The organism is Natronorubrum sp. A-ect3, from assembly GCF_041821125.1.
Taxonomy (GTDB): domain Archaea; phylum Halobacteriota; class Halobacteria; order Halobacteriales; family Natrialbaceae; genus Natronorubrum; species Natronorubrum bangense.
Window position 1 is genome coordinate 273,460 of the sequence record NZ_JBGUBB010000003.1, and the last position, 17,453, is coordinate 290,912.

General features: G+C 52.3%; 14 protein-coding genes. 7 read left to right on the forward strand and 7 right to left on the reverse strand.

The features are described from left to right. The first annotated feature begins 171 nt into the window (after window positions 1–171). Entirely contained in the window at window positions 172–1,164 is a 993-nt protein-coding gene (locus ACERJA_RS13325) for an IS110 family transposase (protein ID WP_373608750.1), read from the forward strand. A gap of 781 nt (window positions 1,165–1,945) precedes the next feature. On the opposite strand, the gene ACERJA_RS13330 is transcribed toward ACERJA_RS13325, so the two are convergent. Together ACERJA_RS13330 and ACERJA_RS13335 are read right to left on the reverse strand one after the other, a co-directional pair. Further along, window positions 1,946–2,710 (reverse strand): IclR family transcriptional regulator, encoded by a 765-nt coding sequence (locus ACERJA_RS13330; RefSeq protein WP_373608751.1) that lies wholly within the window; start codon window positions 2,708–2,710, stop codon window positions 1,946–1,948. Window positions 2,711–3,292: 582 nt separating this feature from the next. After that, entirely contained in the window at window positions 3,293–4,663 is a 1,371-nt protein-coding gene (locus tag ACERJA_RS13335) for an aspartate aminotransferase family protein (RefSeq protein WP_373608752.1), read from the reverse strand. Window positions 4,664–4,917: 254 nt separating this feature from the next. Here ACERJA_RS13335 and ACERJA_RS13340 point away from each other — a divergent pair, with 254 nt between their 5' ends. Both ACERJA_RS13340 and ACERJA_RS13345 read left to right on the forward strand, forming a co-directional pair. Continuing rightward, complete coding sequence (locus ACERJA_RS13340) at window positions 4,918–6,072, forward strand: PotD/PotF family extracellular solute-binding protein (protein WP_373608753.1); 1,155 nt, start codon at window positions 4,918–4,920, stop codon at window positions 6,070–6,072. Between the two features lie 187 nt (window positions 6,073–6,259). Continuing rightward, on the forward strand, window positions 6,260–7,621 hold the full coding sequence (locus ACERJA_RS13345; RefSeq protein ID WP_373608754.1) for an MFS transporter: 1,362 nt from the start codon (window positions 6,260–6,262) through the stop codon (window positions 7,619–7,621). Between the two features lie 190 nt (window positions 7,622–7,811). Here ACERJA_RS13345 and ACERJA_RS13350 read toward each other — a convergent pair whose 3' ends face one another. Both ACERJA_RS13350 and ACERJA_RS13355 read right to left on the reverse strand, forming a co-directional pair. Beyond that, entirely contained in the window at window positions 7,812–9,119 is a 1,308-nt protein-coding gene (locus ACERJA_RS13350) for an ArgE/DapE family deacylase (RefSeq protein ID WP_373608755.1), read from the reverse strand. Between the two features lie 111 nt (window positions 9,120–9,230). Beyond that, window positions 9,231–9,689 (reverse strand): GNAT family N-acetyltransferase, encoded by a 459-nt coding sequence (locus ACERJA_RS13355; protein WP_373608756.1) that lies wholly within the window; start codon window positions 9,687–9,689, stop codon window positions 9,231–9,233. A gap of 95 nt (window positions 9,690–9,784) precedes the next feature. Here ACERJA_RS13355 and ACERJA_RS13360 point away from each other — a divergent pair, with 95 nt between their 5' ends. The 4 genes from ACERJA_RS13360 (at window position 9,785) to ACERJA_RS13375 (ending at window position 14,122) form a co-directional block, all read left to right on the forward strand. Beyond that, the gene (locus tag ACERJA_RS13360; RefSeq protein ID WP_373608757.1) at window positions 9,785–11,014 is read left to right on the forward strand and encodes a Zn-dependent hydrolase; all 1,230 of its coding nucleotides are present in this window, start codon (window positions 9,785–9,787) and stop codon (window positions 11,012–11,014) included. A 225-nt stretch (window positions 11,015–11,239) separates the two neighbouring features. After that, window positions 11,240–12,370 (forward strand): ABC transporter ATP-binding protein, encoded by a 1,131-nt coding sequence (locus ACERJA_RS13365; RefSeq protein ID WP_373608758.1) that lies wholly within the window; start codon window positions 11,240–11,242, stop codon window positions 12,368–12,370. 4 nt (window positions 12,371–12,374) lie between these two features. Next, the gene (locus ACERJA_RS13370) at window positions 12,375–13,289 is read left to right on the forward strand and encodes an ABC transporter permease (RefSeq protein WP_373608760.1); all 915 of its coding nucleotides are present in this window, start codon (window positions 12,375–12,377) and stop codon (window positions 13,287–13,289) included. Then, window positions 13,286–14,122: an ABC transporter permease gene (locus ACERJA_RS13375; protein ID WP_373608761.1), complete on the forward strand. Its 837-nt coding sequence runs from the start codon at window positions 13,286–13,288 to the stop codon at window positions 14,120–14,122. Before ACERJA_RS13370 ends, ACERJA_RS13375 begins: the two co-directional genes overlap by 4 nt. Window positions 14,123–14,318: 196 nt before the next feature. Here the strand turns inward: ACERJA_RS13375 and ACERJA_RS13380 are convergent, their stop codons facing one another. The 3 genes from ACERJA_RS13380 to ACERJA_RS13390 form a co-directional block, all read right to left on the reverse strand. After that, entirely contained in the window at window positions 14,319–14,564 is a 246-nt protein-coding gene (locus tag ACERJA_RS13380; protein WP_373608762.1) for a hypothetical protein, read from the reverse strand. A 312-nt stretch (window positions 14,565–14,876) separates the two neighbouring features. Then, a complete protein-coding gene (locus tag ACERJA_RS13385; RefSeq protein ID WP_373608763.1) occupies window positions 14,877–15,125 on the reverse strand; it encodes a hypothetical protein in 249 nt (82 codons plus the stop codon). A gap of 186 nt (window positions 15,126–15,311) precedes the next feature. Further along, window positions 15,312–16,436, reverse strand: a complete 1,125-nt coding sequence (locus ACERJA_RS13390) for a class II histone deacetylase (RefSeq protein ID WP_373608764.1) — start codon at window positions 16,434–16,436, stop codon at window positions 15,312–15,314. Window positions 16,437–17,453 lie beyond the last annotated feature (1,017 nt).

The window sequence follows — 17,453 nt, forward strand, 5'->3', positions numbered from 1 at the left end:
GTGTGCGTGAATAAGTAACAGGGGTTGGCCGAGACCGCCTGTGAAGCAATGCTTCGAGCATGCAACCAATGACTGGTCCAAGTGTCGTGAAAGAACGAGGAAAACTGTGCCTCAGAGCACGCATAGGTGTCTCTTCGATTCACGCACGCACAACCCCAATGGAGGCATTCCATGTACCTTGGTATTGATACTCACAAACACTACTCGCAAGTTGCCGTCGTGGATGACGACGGCAACTTGCGTGAAGAGATTCAAATGCAAAACGATGATCTTGGTGCTTTCGCCGCAGAGTATGCTGGCAGTAGTGCAGCCATCGAAGCATCGGGAACGTATCGCCCGATTTACGAGATGCTCGTCGAGCATCTCGACGTTACGTTAGTGAACCCAGCAAAGACGCGGATTATTGCCGACGCGACGGTCAAGACCGATCGCGTCGACGCCAAACGTCTGGCGCTCATGCTGCGTGCAGATATGCTCGCAGAGAGTTATGTTCCACCGGACGAGATCCGCGAACTGCGCGATCTCGTCCGAACACGGAAATCGCTCGTCGAAGAGCGTACAGCTGAGAAAAACCGCGTCAGAGCAGTTCTCACTCGTACGAACAATACGTACGATAGTGAACTGTTCGGGCCGACTGGGCGAGAGTTCCTCGCGGAACTCTCGCTCAGTACGGCCGATCAAACGATTATTGACGCGCACCTCTCTGTCATCGAAGAACTTACCGAGCAAATTGAACAGATCGAGGACCTCATCGAGATGAGGGTCCTCGAACATCAGGAGACAGAGTTGCTCTTGTCCATTCCTGGCGTTGGAAGCTTTACAAGCGCGGTCGTCGCAGCAGAACTCGGTGAAATAGAGCGGTTCGATCGCCACGAGGAGGTCGTAAGTTACGCTGGACTAGATCCAACTGTTCACCAATCCGGTGAGACAGAAGTTCGTGGGAGTATCAGCAAAGAGGGCCCAGCGGTATTGCGCTGGGCCCTCGTCCAAGCTGCAACGAACGCGATCCGCTACGACGAGTATCTTGGTAACTTCTACACACGGCTCAAAGAGCGGAAGAACCACAAGATAGCGATCGTTGCAACCGCTCGAAAGCTACTCGTCTCAATCTTCTACATGCTCTCTCGTGAAGAACCGTACGACCCACCGGAGGTGAGTGCCTGAGGGACGGGCAGTCCCTCAGGCTCGATCTGTTCGCGGCCGCAACAGCAACCGCTCCGCAAACAGGAATCCCCCGCCTATTCTCCGTGTTCACCTGCTGATTCCGACGCTTTCTATCACTTTCCGCCCATACGATCGGGTAAGCCAACTCTGACCCGAACCATTATCATGATTTAGCCGATAATCTAGGTCGCAGGATTCTCATAGGTGTCCTTCACAAGAGCGAAATATGAAAGACATCTACACAGACCGGCAGCGGTGCCTCCAATCCCTATTGACAGAATTTTTATTTTCATAATCGAATTATGATTCCGTATTTTATAAGTCCTCTTCATTATATCCTTGTAGAATTCATTATTTACTTGGCTTGGACACCACTTGCCAAGCGGACTCCTCTTGCTAGCGAGCTTTATGAAATACTGGAGTTTCTTCAGTTTCATCCTCAACACCGACAACTGATTCGAGAAAACCTTGGTGGCTGACTTCTACAGGTGACTGCTCATAAAGAACACAATTTCGGGGTCTCGAACTCTATAGATTTTAAATCGAAATAACAGATTATATTCACACGAAACGGCCGAAATGATCTCGAGAGTGTTGTGATTACAATAGTACAGTTGTAATCTCCTAATATTCTGACTAGGAAAGAAATTTAGCTCTACTGAAAATGGGTTCAACTCTATGGAAGCAAGCGCAATACGTATTCACTCGGAATACAATTTGTAGTATCGAAAGCGATAATCAGCGTACAAAGCTGTGCTCTACCTGAACCGGAACTTTCGTGCTATGAGTACCTGACGTCGATGCTGATCGCATTGGCCGTGTTGACAATGGTTTTTGGCAGTTCATTTCTGAACAGCTGATCATCGATTCTACTTGTTGGTCCTGAGACGCTCACGGCTGCATATTCGTCCTCGGAGAGCTTAATCGGCGCCGCAACACACCGTAGCCCCGCGAGCCGCTCTTCGTCATCCAGCGCATATCCCTGCGATCGACACTCGTCAAGTTCGGCAAACAGCTCATTGCGGTCCGTAATCGTGTCGTCACTTAATGCTGGAAGCCCGTGCTGGTCAAGAATTTCTTCGACTCGCTCTCGGGGCAGGTTTGCGAGAATCGCCTTGCCGAGTGCGGTACAGTGGAGATACTCCCGATCAAAGGTGTACGGGTCGAGACAAATTGATTTGTCGCCACGAGAGACGGTTACGAACACTCCTCGTCCATTTTCTTCGACCAGTAGCTTCACAAACTCACCGGTCTCTTGCGCAAGCTCGCAAACGTTTGCTCGAGCGCTGTCGTAGATCTCTAGTCGGTGTTTGGCGTGCTCACCAATGTGGATGAATCGCAGTGCAACTTGGTACTCGTTCCCGTCTTTGATGACGTAGCCGAGTTCACAGAGCGTGTGTAGATGATTGTGGATCGTACTTGCTGGCAACTCGAGTTTGTTCGCGAGATCGGTTACGCCTGCGGTTTCGAGCCGCCTGAGTTCCTCAATGATCCTGAACGAAGTTTCAACGGCTTGAATCGGCTTATCTGAGTCATGTGATGGCATAGTACTTGTAGAAGGACTGTACAGTCGTATAAGTGTTTTTTTAAATCTGTGACAAGATTCAGAAGAGCTGAATTCTGAATCAACTACTGAACCTTACGAGAAGCGACGGCACATTCGTGGGCAGTGGGCAAGATGGATTTCATGGTGTGATGTCCAGGCCAGCGACATCGTTTCCGCGGTGGTGATCAGCGAGTGCAACAGCCGGACGAAACTTCTTCTGCGACGTGTTCAAAGTCAGCAATGAACCGCGACGTCCACCGGAACGGAGGACTGTCGCCAGACATCTTCACTACGATGCTCTCGTGCCACTGCACGAGGTCCGTAAATCACGTCGCAGGAACAGTGGAGGACGCCTTTCAGAGGTTCAAGTAGGTCATCAACCTGTGTTCGTTTCCTCAATCGAGAGCGAACACGGGATTGTCCATCCGGTAGGACGGCTTTGCTGCTGGACACATCAAACTCGTCCTACCACTTCATTGCGAAGCCTTCTGCACCAGCTCGCAAGCAAAGTAAGCCAGTTATGTTCGCAAATGCAGCGACAAAACCACGCAAAAATATAATCACATGAACGTATCAACGAAGTTATGAGGTGCTGTCAGTACTCGCTCGAATCGCGTCTTCAATGATTTCGAGGCCGATATCGGCCTGTTCGTGCGTGAGGACAAGCGGCGGAAGCAGTCGCAGGATATTTCCGTGACGGCCAGCCGTCCAGACAAGGATACCGTGTTCGTAACAGTACTGTTGTATAGCATCGACGGCGTTACCATCGGGATCGCCATTCTTATCGACAAATTCGGCACCGATGAAAAGACCTTTTCCTCGAACCGACGCGAGAGAGGAGTTTTTCTCACCGATTTCAGTAAGCCGTGACTGAATGACGTGGCCTAGCTCACGAGCGTGAGCTAACAAATCATGGGACTCAATATATTCGATTGCTCGAGAACCGGCACGCATACCGACGACGTGACCGCGGTAGGTCCCAGCGTGACCACCCGGCTCCCATGTGTCGAGGTCCTCGTGATATATCGTGGCCGAAAGTGGAAAACCGATGCCTCCGAGCGCTTTCGCCGAGGTAATTGCGTCCGGTGTGACGTCGTACCACTCGCTGGCCCACCATTTCCCGGTTCGGCCGAAACCACTCTGTATCTCGTCGAAGATAAGCGGAAGTTCATTCTCATCTGCGATTGCTCGAAGCCCTTCAAGGAAGCCCTTCGGTGGGACGATGACGCCACCTTCGCCCTGGATTGGTTCGACGAAGATGCCAGCAGGATTAGCAAGTCCACTGTATGGGTCTTCGACTATCGCTCTCACTTCGGTCAGAGCGTCTTCGACAGCTGTTTCCGGATCCTTGTCCTGACGGAATGGATACGGATACGGCGCGTGGATAACGTCAGGAAGTAGCGGCGTGTAATTGCCTTTGAAGCTCTTATTTGACGTGAGACTCATTGCCCCACTCGTCGCACCGTGGTAGCCACCACGGAACGCGATGAGTCCGTCGCCACCGGTGTTGTGCTTGGCGAGTTTGATTGCGGCTTCGTTTGCATCGCTTCCGGTGGGTCCACCGAAGACGACACGGCTGTTTCCAGCGAGATTTCCTGGAGCGATCGTCTCAAGCTTGTCGATCAGTTCCAGCCGTGCATCGGTCGGAAAATCAATCGTATGGACCAGTTTGTCGGTCTGTTTGTGTACAGCCTCCAAGACGTACGGGTTCGAGTGGCCGACATTCAAGACGCCAATCCCCGCGAAGAAGTCGAGGTACGTGTTTCCGTCGACGTCTCGGATGGTTGCACCTTTTCCTTCCTCAAACGCGATTGGGATGTCGTTCGGATAGGCAACTGCGCTACTGTCGATCTCGTCCTGTCGTGCAATCAAACGTTTGGACTTTGGGCCGGGGACGGTATCAACATCAGGTGCGTCGTACTGGAATTCGTCAATTGGTGGTCCAACAACCATAACCCCTCGTTCCCAGTTAGAGGATAAATAGGTTTGCCTGTCGCCACCGAGTATTGCTCGAACTCAGAACTGCTCGATGAGGCCTTCTATCGAGATATCTGCGTCCAGTGGCGGTCCGGCGTTTTCAAGCCAATTGTTTTGATCGATGTGACTCGGTCAGCCGGTTGCTGATGCCAACTTCAAGCAGCCTATGGGCAGTACAGTTTAAATTCACCAAAATATTTAAGATGGTAGAGTCTGCACTCCTATTTGGTATGCCGTCACAAGACAGAGTAGACCGCAGAACGTTCACCAAACTGGCGGGTGCTGGTGCACTCGCCGGGATGGCTGGTTGTCTCGGAGGGGACGACGAACCGTCAATTCGACCGATGGAAGTCGAATCGATTCCGACAGATGAGTACGAAGACTCACTTCACATCTGGAACTGGTATGTGCAGTGGGTCGAATGGGGTGCTGAGCGGTTCGAAGAGGAATACCCCGACGTGAGTACCACCGTCGACGCATATTCACAGCCGTCCCAATGGTATTCACAACTTCAAGCAGGCAATCACGAGATCGATAGCGTCGGCACGACCGCAGAGTGGGTCGATCGAGCGATGAGCAATGACTTCCTTGAACCGCTTCCAGTTAATCGAATGCCGAACTGGGAGAATATCGACGATCGATTCAAGGAGCCGGTGTTGGAGCACTTTTCGGACGATGATGGTGGCGTTTACGCGCTGCCACATTCGATGAGCGTCTTCCCAACGCTTGTATACAACGAGAATAATTTTGATAGTCCACCAACGTCGTGGGACATCCTCTGGGATGACGAGTATGAGGACCGAATGGCTCTGATGGCTCACTATTCGGCGGCAGTGTGCCAGATTGGGGCACTTTACACTGGTCAGGACCCCAACGATCCCGATGACTTCGAAGACATCAGGGAAGCGCTGATTCAGCAAAAGCCCTTGAACCTGACCTACGGTGACGAACACGAGACACACATGCAGATGTTCATCAACGAGGACATCGATGTCGGGACCCACACCAGTGGCCGAATCAACATGGCAAACTATCTTCACGACGCTGATCACGTCTCGTGGACAATTCCTGAGGAGGGTGCCGTCTACACGACCGACTTGCTGGCGGTGCCGACGAACGCACCGAACCCACGTGCCAACCTAAACTTCCTCAACTTCATGCTCAGTGACGAAGCACTCGAAGAGTTCGTACGTGTCTTTGCGTACAAAACGCCACTGGAAGATCTTGAGGAGAAAGTGCGAGGAAAAGAGGGTATCCCGGACGCATTAGTCGACGACATTCTGTGGGATGACGAGATGATGGAAAGGTTACACTGGGCTCGTCCACTTGATCAGGACGTTCAGGAGAGATACGACGAGATCTGGACCGAAGTACAAGCAGCATAAATACTCAGAAGGAACGGAACCTGTCCGAGCGAACCACGATCCGGGATTTGATCGTGTTTCGATAGCCATTTCTCATGCTAGTAGCAATTGTCAGAAGACTTTTTAATAATAACCGAAGAGTGGAACGCGAGCGAAGTGGAACGAAGATGGAGAACGAACTACCGATCAGTAACCGAGTGGACGAGTAGTGACAGAGACAACAATCACCCAATCACGGCTCTATAGTGTGTGGATAGACCCACGGAAACGCCGGTGGATCCTCTGGGCCCTCCTCGCACTGGTGTTCTTGCTGGTAAACGTGTATCGACTCTCGTCGGCGGTTCTGGCCGATCGTCTCATGGCGGGATTCGACGTAAGTGGGTCCCAACTCGGAACGTTACACGCGTCGTTTTTCTACGTCTATGCACTGTTACAACTCCCGTCAGGGGTTCTCGTCGACCGCATCGGTCCCCGGCGAATGGTAACTGCAGGCTGTCTGTTGTTGAGCCTTGGTGCGATTGGGTTTGCAGGGAGTACTGGGTTTTTTACCGGATTTCTCACTCGAGCCCTGATCGGCGTGGGTGGGAGTGTCGTGTTCGTGTCGATTATGCGATTTTGCGTGAGCTGGTATCGCGCCGACGAGTATGCAACCATGAGTGGACTTACCGTCGCAATTACTGGGTTAGGAGGTATTCTAGCAGCAACACCGCTCGCGCTGGCGACCGATGCGATCGGATGGCGATCCGTAATCTTCGGACTTGGTCTTTCCGGGCTCTGTCTCAGCGCAGGTGTCTACCTACTTGTGCGCGACGACCCCCCAGAGACCCTCAACGAGGAGGACGGAGACGGCAAATCGAGTCCATCGACAGCCAAACGACAGATTGCGTACAGAAAACGCATCGCTCGAGTCCTTGTTCACCCGCGGACGTGGCTTGTCGGGATTATCTTGTTCTGTACAACCGGGACGGTCACGACGCTGCTCGGTCTCTGGGGCGTTCCGTTTGTCGTTCAGATGTACGACGTTTCGGTGACGACGGCCTCGCAGTATACACTGCTCGGGAGTGTCGGACTGCTAGTGGGTCCGCCGGCAATCGGCTGGCTTTCCGACCGACTCGGTCGCCGAACGGAACTGCTCGTTGCGGGAGCGGGTGCGTACGTTCTTGCGTTTCTCGTGTTGGCCAGCCCTGGTCGCCAACCCCTCGCCGTCGTCGCTGTCGCGTATTTTTCGATCGGGTTGCTTACGGGTGCCTTCACACTCGGCTATCCGGTCGTCAAAGAACAGTTCTCGGTTCAGACGAGCGGACTCTCGACGGCAACCGTCAACTGTGCAGGATTTACAGGTGCGGCCACGTTTCCGACACTTATGGGGGCTGCACTCGACGTGTACTGGACAGGTGAGACTGTCGGTGGTTCTCGCGTCTACACCGACGTCGGTTACCAGATTGCATTCGCTATCGCCGCGGTTGCTGCGCTGATCGCCCTTCTGTGTAGCGTGATTCTCCATCGCAGTAACGACGGTGGGAATCCAGAACCGACGCGCTCATCTCCCGCAGGGTCGGAATCCGAGTAACCGACGCACCCCTGTCCCATCGAATCATGAACGACAAAGACGACACGTGGTCATAGACGTGCTATTGCAGCCTGTCGGCTCGACATAGTTGTATCCGATTGCAGTCCGAGGGTGGTGCCGATACTGCCGTTCGGGCCAAGTAGTTCGTGCCGGGTGCCACACGTACGCCGAGTGGCCGCTCCAGGTCGTCTTAGCTGTCGACAGTACCGCAATAATCAACGATCGTCCGGGCGATCGTCTGCGATGTCGTGAGCAACGAATCGAGCGTAACGCATTCGTCGACACCGTGAAGGTTCGTACCCGTTGGGCCCGCGGTAACGACCGGTACATCGTAGTACCGCTGGTAAAACCGCTCGTCGAGCGACGCGTTGCCACCGACGAACTCGCCCGGTTCACCGGTTATCTCCTCCGCGTGAGCCTTCGCCAACTGGACGATCTCCGCATCGGTCGAGACCTCGTGTGGCGCCGCATTCCAGCCAAACCAATCCACGGTCGGTGGGTGTTCACGCAGCCACTCATCCTGCTCTACAGCAGCGGAAACAGCAGTTTCGATCTGCTCTCGAATCTCGGCTCGACTTTCGCCCGGCGGCCAGCCGACGCGTCCCTGGAATACCGTCTCGTTGGGGACCGTCGACGGCCAGTCACCCGCCTCAACCATCCCGATGTTGATATTCGTCTCGTTCCCCTCGAGGGCCGGATCGGATGCGTATGCCGGTTCGAAGTCGATCTCGCGTTGTCGTCGGTTGTTGAGTGCCTCAAGTTTGTCGACGACGAGTCGAGACTTGAGGAAAGAGCTCACACCTTCGTGTCCCCAGGCGGCGTGGGCACTCTCTCCTGGCACCGAGACTTCGAAGTACATTACGCCGGCGCTCGCGATCCCGACGTTGGGCAGATCGAACGGCTCCGGAATGAGTGCAGCATCTGGAACGTATCCCCGTTCGAGCGCCGAGAGAAGGCCGCCTGTTCCGCCGGCTTCCTCCTCGATCGTGCTCTGCAAGATGAGGTCGCCGTCGAGTTCGATGTCGAGGGCCTGGAGAGCTTTCACGGCGATGACGGTCGCGGCGAGTCCACCTTTCATGTCTGCGCTTCCGCGACCGTAGAGCTGATTCCCCTCGCGTCGAAGCTCCCAGGGACTGGTCGTCCACTCGGATTCGGGAGTTGCCGGGACGACGTCCATGTGGCTGTTGATGCTGAGGGTTGGACCATCGCCGTTACCGTGTAACGTTGCAGCCACATTCGGCCGGTCTTCGAAGCCAACATCGTCGTACGCCGACGTTCGGAAGAAACCCTCGTGGTCCTCGAGAGCGTCGATGTCCGGTATCCATACGTCCGTTTCGAGCCCCATCTCTTCGAATACCCCCAGAATTAGATCCTGCCCGGGCTTTTCATGACCGGTTACAGTCTGTTTCGAGACCAGGTCCGATAGGAGTGTTACGAGGTCGTCCTCGAGCGATTCGATTTTGTTGTCTATGCGTACCCGTGACTCTTGGGAAGACATGACATGGCCATCGGAGAGACCGTATTTAATTGTTCCGAAACACGGGACCAGCTGCCGAAGAACATTGATCTCAGAGCAAAGAGTCTGTAATCGCGTTCGACGCGGAATGCGTTACCCGTCTTCTGTCGACCGGTCGTCCGCTGTAAGGGATTTTTTGAAGGTGTAGGTGTATTTTTCATAATCCATTCGATCTTCATAGAATCGATGCGCATCCGACCGCCAGAGCCCCGATTCCAGAACGATCGTTTCACATCCCTGCTCTCGTGCCCAGGATTCGACGTGGGCTAGCAACTCGGCCCCGATTCCTTCTGACTGTCTAGATTCAGTCGTGACGAGATCGTAAAGGAACGCGTGCTGGTGGTAATAGAAGTTCGTATGGACGATCACGCCGGCAACAGCCACGAGTTCGTCGTCTTCGATCGTAGCGAATAGTCGATACCCATCAGACCACATCGAGTCGAGATGGTCGAGAAACGATTCCTCGGTCAAGTGCGACCGGAGTTCTTGGAGGACTGGAAACGCTGCTTGCCACTCGCTCGGTTCAGTGAGTTCTGTGATTTTCCTGGACATAGTTGATTCTCCACTGGCTACTCCCCCCATTCAGGTGAAAGATACTAAATCTAGGCCCCGGAAGATTTAATCGGGCATCGAGATGATAGGTACCAATGCTCGAGATAGATGCCAAGAGATTCAGTGAGACGTTCGAACGATATTCCGCGATTGGTGCGACAGACAACGGCGGATTGCATAGGCTGGCACTGAGTGATGCGGACCGTCGTGTGCGTGATCAATTTATCAGCGATCTCGAAGCACTGGACGTCTCGGTTCGTATTGACGAACTGGGCAACATATTCGGTCGACGAGAGGGGACCTGTAGCGACCGTGCACCAGTGCTTATCGGTTCACATCTCGACTCACAGCCATATGGTGGTCGATACGACGGGCAGCTGGGAGTTCTGTCTGCGCTCGAGGCACTCCGTACACTGGACGATTTGAACATCAATACGGCACATCCGATAGAGATCGTCAACTGGACAAACGAGGAAGGCTCGCGGTTCAAACCCGCGCTTTTGGGAAGCAGCACGTACGCTGGGGATCATGCACTTGAAGACGCACTGGCCGCAACCGATGATGACGGGACATCCCTAGAGTCGGAACTCGAAGACATCGGCTACCGGGGTGAGGTCACCTGCGAAGCCGACGAGCTCGCTGCCTATCTCGAACTCCACGTCGAACAGGGACCGAAGCTTGATACAGCGGGGAAAAGTGTCGGTATCGTTGACGGAATTTTCGGCATGGCATGGCTTGAGGTCACGATTCAGGGAACCGCTGATCATGCTGGCCCGACGCCGATGGACCAGCGAACGGATGCAATGGCGACAGCAGGCAGTGCGATCAATCGGATTGGGTTATTACCGCAGAAACTCTCTCAGGATGCTGTGATGACCGTCGGCGAACTCTCCGTCCACCCGAACTCGATTAACGTAATTCCCGACGAAGTGACATTTACTATTGATGTCCGAAGCTACGACGACAAGACTGTGACTGATGCGGTCGGTCGTATCGAAGCGGAGATAGCAGCGGCTTGCGACCGTGAGGGAACCGAATATAATTTTGAAACCCTCTGGCACATCCCACACACGGAATTTTCGCCGGTGACCAGAATGGCGTTGTCGAAAGCAGCGGATCAAACGGGATGTTCATCTCAGCATATAATCGGTGGAGCGGGCCACGATGCAGTCTCGCTCCAGAGTATTACCGACGCGGGTCTGTTGTTTGTTCCGAGTGTTGACGGAACCACTCACAACGAAGACGAGTACACGGAGTGGCAAGACGCTGTTGCCGGCGCAAATGTTCTGACGAACGCGCTACTCCAACTTGCAACTCCAGTCTGAACGGCACCGACTCAGAGTCCCGGGAGTTGAGAGCAGTCGGACGACACAAAGTAGCGACGAACCGCAATCGACTCGTTGCGGTGTTCAAAACATTTATTACACCTACGGATGAATGAGGTGCATATGTTTGATGAGAGTTGTCAAGGCACAATGTGATGTCGAAACCGATTCGAGAGAATATAGACGTTACAAATCCATTAATAATAAGTCAAACAGAAAATGAATATGAATACAATAGAAGTTGAAAATGTCACGAAGGAGTTTGGGTCCCTCACCGCAGTCGAGGACGCAAACTTCCAGATCAAAGACGGCGAGTTCGTATCAATTTTAGGACCAAGCGGTTCCGGTAAATCGACAATTCTTAGAATGGTCGCTGGATTCGAAACCCCGACAACGGGGTCGATCACGATTGAAGGGAACGAAGTCGTTGGTGTTCCGCCGTTTGAGCGTGACAGTAACATGGTGTTTCAGAACTTAGCGCTGTTTCCACACCTCACTGTTGCAGAGAACATCGAGTATGGTCTCAAACAGAACAACGTCGATAAAGAGACGCGTCAGAAGCGGGTTTCGGAAATGCTCGAAACCGTCCGACTCGAAGGATACGGAGACCGCCAACCCGACGAGTTGAGCGGCGGTGAACAACAGCGTGTTGCACTGGCTCGGGCGATCGTCAACGAACCAGCAGTCGTCCTGTTCGACGAACCGCTAGCATCGCTTGATCGTAAACTCCGACAGCATATGCAGTTCGAACTCCAGCGGATCCAATCGGAAACTGGAATTACGTTCCTGTACGTGACACACGATCAAGATATCGCGCTTTCAATTTCAGATCGGATGATTGTCCTGAACGATGGCATTATCCAACAGGTTGGAACTGTCGAGGAGTTGTACAATACGCCGACGTCACAGTTCGTCGCCGACTTTCTGGGTGATCTTAATGCGATACCGTCGACGATCACCAATCTGTCGGACGAGCATGTCACGCTCGATACGAGCGAGGGCCTGATCGAGATTGAGTTGGATGCAGGGGGACGAGATGAAAATCTGATCCACAGTGATAGCCTGACCGAGGGCGAACCGGTCAATCTCTGTCTCCGGCCACACGAGATTTCGCTTCAGACAGAGCCCCCAGACAACGGCCAGTTCTCGGTTACCGGAACCGTGAAAAGCCGGATGTTTCGGGGCAACGAAATTGCGTATATTATCGAAACCAGGTGGGACGAGTTTCTGGTTATCGAGGATGCAGCGAACGAACAGTTCACGAATGGCACACCGATTCATCTCACCTGGTCGCGGGCCGGCACCTATCTGTTCGCCCCAACGAACGATACGAAAACCAATGTAAACCCCGTGTGATTAAATGGCAAGCTCTACACCCTCTCGTCGGCTTCCCGTCAAAGACCACTTGCACCGTCTGTACATGTCGGTTCGAGATCGATACTGGCTCCGACTTCTCCTGCTAGTTGGGATACCGGTCGGTGTCCTTCTTTTGTTCTTCGTCTTGCCGCTCATGATTATGCTATGGCTCTCGTTTCACGACGGGATGCCTCCAGCATCCTATACACTCGAGAACTACATGCGGTTGTTCGACAGCCTCTACCTGAACGTCCTCTGGCGGACGCTGACGATGACTGTTCAGGTTACGGTACTCGTGACGGCCGTTGGATACACCCTTGCGTACAGCGTTGTCCAGTTTAGCCGCCGAACGACTCTCCTGTTGCTACTGGTCATTCTCCCGTTCTGGACGAACTACATCGTTCGGATGTATGCGCTCATCAATATCTTCCAGACTGGTGGTGCGATGAGTTGGGTGCTCAACACCGTCGGCCTTCTCAACGAAGATTTCGGGATGTTGTTCACTCACGAAGCCGTACTCATCGGCCTGGCATATGTCTGGCTTCCGCTTGCAACCCTACCGTTCTATGCTTCGTTGAGTAACCTCGATACGGACCTCATCGATGCCTCGAAAGACCTCGGTGCTGGACCGATCAAAACGTTCTACTCGGTGACGCTCCCGCTCACCTACAATGGGCTAATCGCAGGAATTATCCTGGTTGCTATACCCACATTCGGTGCGTTTGTCACGCCCGCTCTCCTCGGAGGGACTGATCAGATCATGATTGGAAACGTAATCGACCAACAGTTCAATCAGGCGTTCAACTGGGCCTTCGGTGCTGCAATTGGGATTTTCGTCTCCCTGATCGTCCTCGTCGTATTAGGGCTCAGTACCAGAATCGGTGGTAGTATCGTCGGCGTTGGAGGTGACCAACAGTGACCGCTCTGGGCACAGCGTTTGGCTGGCTCGAGCGGTTCTGTCACAACTACGGCCCAAAAATCGGTCGGTCGACAATTGCAATTGTTCTGCTCGCGCTATGGCTACCGATCGTCTTGGTCGTCGTTATGTCGTTCGCCGCTGAGGGTGTCCTCTCGTTTCCGCCAGATGATTTCACGCTCGAGTGGTACTTCATCTTCCTTGAAAACGATGCGGCAATTAGCTCTGTGTTTACAACGATGAAAGTCAGTCTTGTGGCGACGCCGATTACGGTCGCTCTGGCCACGATGCTGTCCTACGGTGTCTCGCGGTACGATTTCCGCGGAAAAGGCGCGATTCAGGGGCTCGTGACGCTCCCTATCATCGTTCCGCTGATCGTCGTCGGTGTCGCACTGGCACTGTTCTTCGGCGTGATTAATCTCAGCGGTGGATTCTGGTCCGTAGTGGCTGCACACGTCGTTCGGACGATTCCGTTCGCTGCGTTGATCATTCTCCCGACATTCATGACGTTCGATAGAAGTCTCGAAGAAGCCTCGAAGGACCTCGGTGCAGATGAGCTTGAGACGTTCTGGAATGTGACGCTTCCAAACATCATGCCGGCAATCGTTGCGGGCGGGATCCTGGCGTTTACGGTCTCGTTCAACGAGTTTATTTACACCTATTTTGTCCGCGGAACCGGCATGGAGACGATGCCAATCTACTTGTGGAGTCGTATCCAGCACAATGTGACCCCTGAGGTGAACGTTCTCAGTGTTGTATTCCTTGTTGTTGCGATTCTTATGGTTTTGCTCGCTGTGCTGTTGACGAACGTCAGCCGAATCACTATGCGATCTTAATCGCATTCAGTTTGCTTCTTTTATCATATCGGTCAGCGTAGGCAGACAGAAAGCGAACACTATCGAGCAGTAGTTGAAAATACGGCGAAAATATAGAACTGATTTTCGGCTGTCAAGCGCCGATCAGATTCTCGGAGAAGGTTGACAGTATCAACTGGCAGTTACCACACACATGTGTTGGAAACAAAAGACTGGGTCAAAAACATCGGAACCGTAGAACAGCGCTGCCGGTACTGAGTTGAGCTACCCAAAAAGACGCTACCCGGTGCTGCCCGTGGCCCACATCCGGGAACAGCAAATCAACATCAAGGCTACCGAGCACGCGCTGATCCAGATCGTCTGGGTAGGAGTTCTGCTTGATCACAATCTCGTCATCGTCCCGATCCGGGCTCTGATCGGCAACGACGGTGTTGAGCATCACCCAGCCGTTGTAGATCAGCATGGATATCATCCAGAGATAGCGGCGAAAGTCGAGTATCAGGACCACTTCTTGGGCTGGAACCGCTCTTTTCGGTCTCGACTCCCCAGCGATCCCGATAGTGCCGACCGCTCCCCCACGCGGTTCCCTCGGGATCATGCCCAACAGGGTTCTCGTCCGAGTCGATCCCGGTGCCTTGGATATCTCTGTTCGTAATCATGCAGGAGTAGTCGATCTCCTCATCGTCTTCCTGTGGCTCGTCGATAGCCTGCCCAGTCGTCAGCTGCTGCTCGTCGGTCTAGACCTCTTATTCGTCACTAGTGAGGTCCGAGAGCGTTATCTCTTTAATCTCCTCGTTTTTCCATCTTCATCCTTGTCGGATGAGTCCCGAATGCTCTTGAAGTTCTTCTCGACGGTGACCAACGTTGTGCCGACCTCGTCGAAGCGACCTTCGCTGATTATCGTCCAGTCCGCTTTGCCCTCGGTCTCTTCCTCGATGGTGACTTTGATCGAGTCCGTAGTGCCTTTGCGAAGAATGAAGTCACAACCGCGATGGAGGGCATGCCGAGCAATATCGATGGTCACAAACTCTGTGTCGGCCAGAACCGCAGGTCATCGTTCAGCACGATTATGAACCTTCGACCCCCCGTTTCCATGGGATCTACCCTTAATCGGGGACCTTCGATTTTAGTCGTTAAATTAATACTAATATCGAAATAAAATGTGAAGAGTGAGGGACACTCATGATCTACTGAGGGACTGTGAGATGATTCAAACCGGCCAGAAGGCGCTGTGCGTGTCTTTTATTTCTGGAAGTTCCTCATCAACTACTGCTGAGCTTGGTTCTACCCAGTCGAATGGGTCTTCAGTACCGTAATGTTCTAGGTCAATTTCAACATCGAACAAGCCCTCAAACACACCAAGGGTTGCAAAAGATAAGTGAGAGGGTTGATAACCACCTTCTTGAACAAGTGCCAAATTACCACTCGCAAATTCGTCTGCGATTTCATCGGTTATTTTTCCTAGTTTCCTAAATCCGTCTCGTGTAACTAGATTCCGTGCGTTCGGATCCACAATACTAGCATCTTGTCCAGCACTGACAATAATGGCATCAGGAAGATACTCTTTAATAATCGGGCGGACGAGTTCTCGAAAGATCTTAACGTAAGCAGAGTCTCCAATTCCAGGTGAGAGTGGAATATTTATATTGTAACCTTCTCCCTCATCTTTACCGTTCTCTTCGAGGGACCCCTCCTGTGGATGGTTCTCTGAATCCCAAGATCCGTGATCATGATGTATGCTGATGAATAGGACATCATCACGGTCATAAAAGATTTCCTGTGTCCCGTTACCGTGGTGAACATCCCAGTCGATAATTGCAACCTTCTCCGCGCCGTCTAAGATTGCTTTTTCAGCTGCCAACGCAACATTGTTAAAGAAACAAAATCCGTCTGCACAATCAGATTGTGCATGATGGCCACTTGGCCGACATAACGCATATTGATAGTTGCTATCAGAACCAATAACATTAGCCCCAGCAGAAATAGCTGCTCCTGCGGCCACAGACGCAGAATCAAACGTGTGCTCGTTCATACCAGTAGTTGTGGTACCAATACGGCCACCGCCATTCCTCGAGAATTCCTTCACCCATTCAATATACTCTGACTCATGCACTAACTCAAGATCAGATTTTTCAGCAGGATCTGGAGAGACGATAGTAGTTCTGTCATCGAAAGAGTGCTGAATCATCGCAAGAATATTTTGAACCCTCGACGGTTGGTCAGGATGCTCTTCGTTGACCTCTATGATAGGTGTAGATGGTAATTTGAAAGCTCCTTGCGGGGCTCGGTGATCAAGCATCTTTTCGTCCCAATAAACTGTCAATTCTGGCTGCATTGTTACGCCTTAACATCACAGTATAGTGATTAAAACTTTTCGTTGCTAGGTAATATGGGTCGGTGATGTTGAGTCCTCAGATATAGTGTGCTACGTAGCCAAGCTATGTGCCCCACAAAAACTCGACTACTACACCCCTCATCAAGAGTGTATATGTTGAACAATCTATGGAAAAAGTGATCAAAAGTCATGGCAGTAAAAGTGTCTCTGAAACACACAGTACACACCCCTCGTCCAGAGTGAAAACAAGCAGAAATACTCAGAGTGTGAAACAAGCGCAAGCGTGTGTGTTTAGTGATATTAAAAACTTGGTACACCCCTCATCAAGAGTGTATTCAAAACCACGAGCGGTCCGTTTTGAGAGTGGCCGCGGTGTGGATCGCAGATTCCTTGAGCAATCGAAGAGAGTTCGTCGTGGACGTACGGAAGCAGGACACTCTGACCACACACACCCCTCATCAAGAGTGTAACGAGTATTCGGTGTCTGCCATCGCACATGAACAGTTGCAGTACCACCAAGACGGAAAGCCGCCAAAAGTGCAGAATAAGGCTATAACACGTCGATTTGAGCGACGTGTGAGTGATTCTGTGGATCGAAAAAGTTCGACAGATCATGTTTCCGCTAGCTGTTCGCAAAGCTGTAGCTATTCTAACTATACTCTAGTGGATTTATGATGCTGTAATGAGTAAAGTCCATTAAGCTAATTTCATTAGATTAAAGAACGAATTGGTAATTCGTTCTACCGCTAGTGAAGCGCTCTTCAGGTTCTTCGCTATGTAGAGTACTCTTTCTCTATCCTTCTCACCGATACAGCTTCTTTATTATCTGATCCACCGTTCTATCTTCGTTCCAAACCTCCGTTTCATCTGGAACGTCCACACCCTTCTCGCAGGTTTTCACTCTGGACGAGGGGTGTGTGGGTTCCCTGTTGGTGACTATCCAGCACTCTGTTCCACTCCGAACATCGGCTGGAGATCCCTCGAGCCCGTCGAAGACAGCCTTTGAACTTCGGTGAA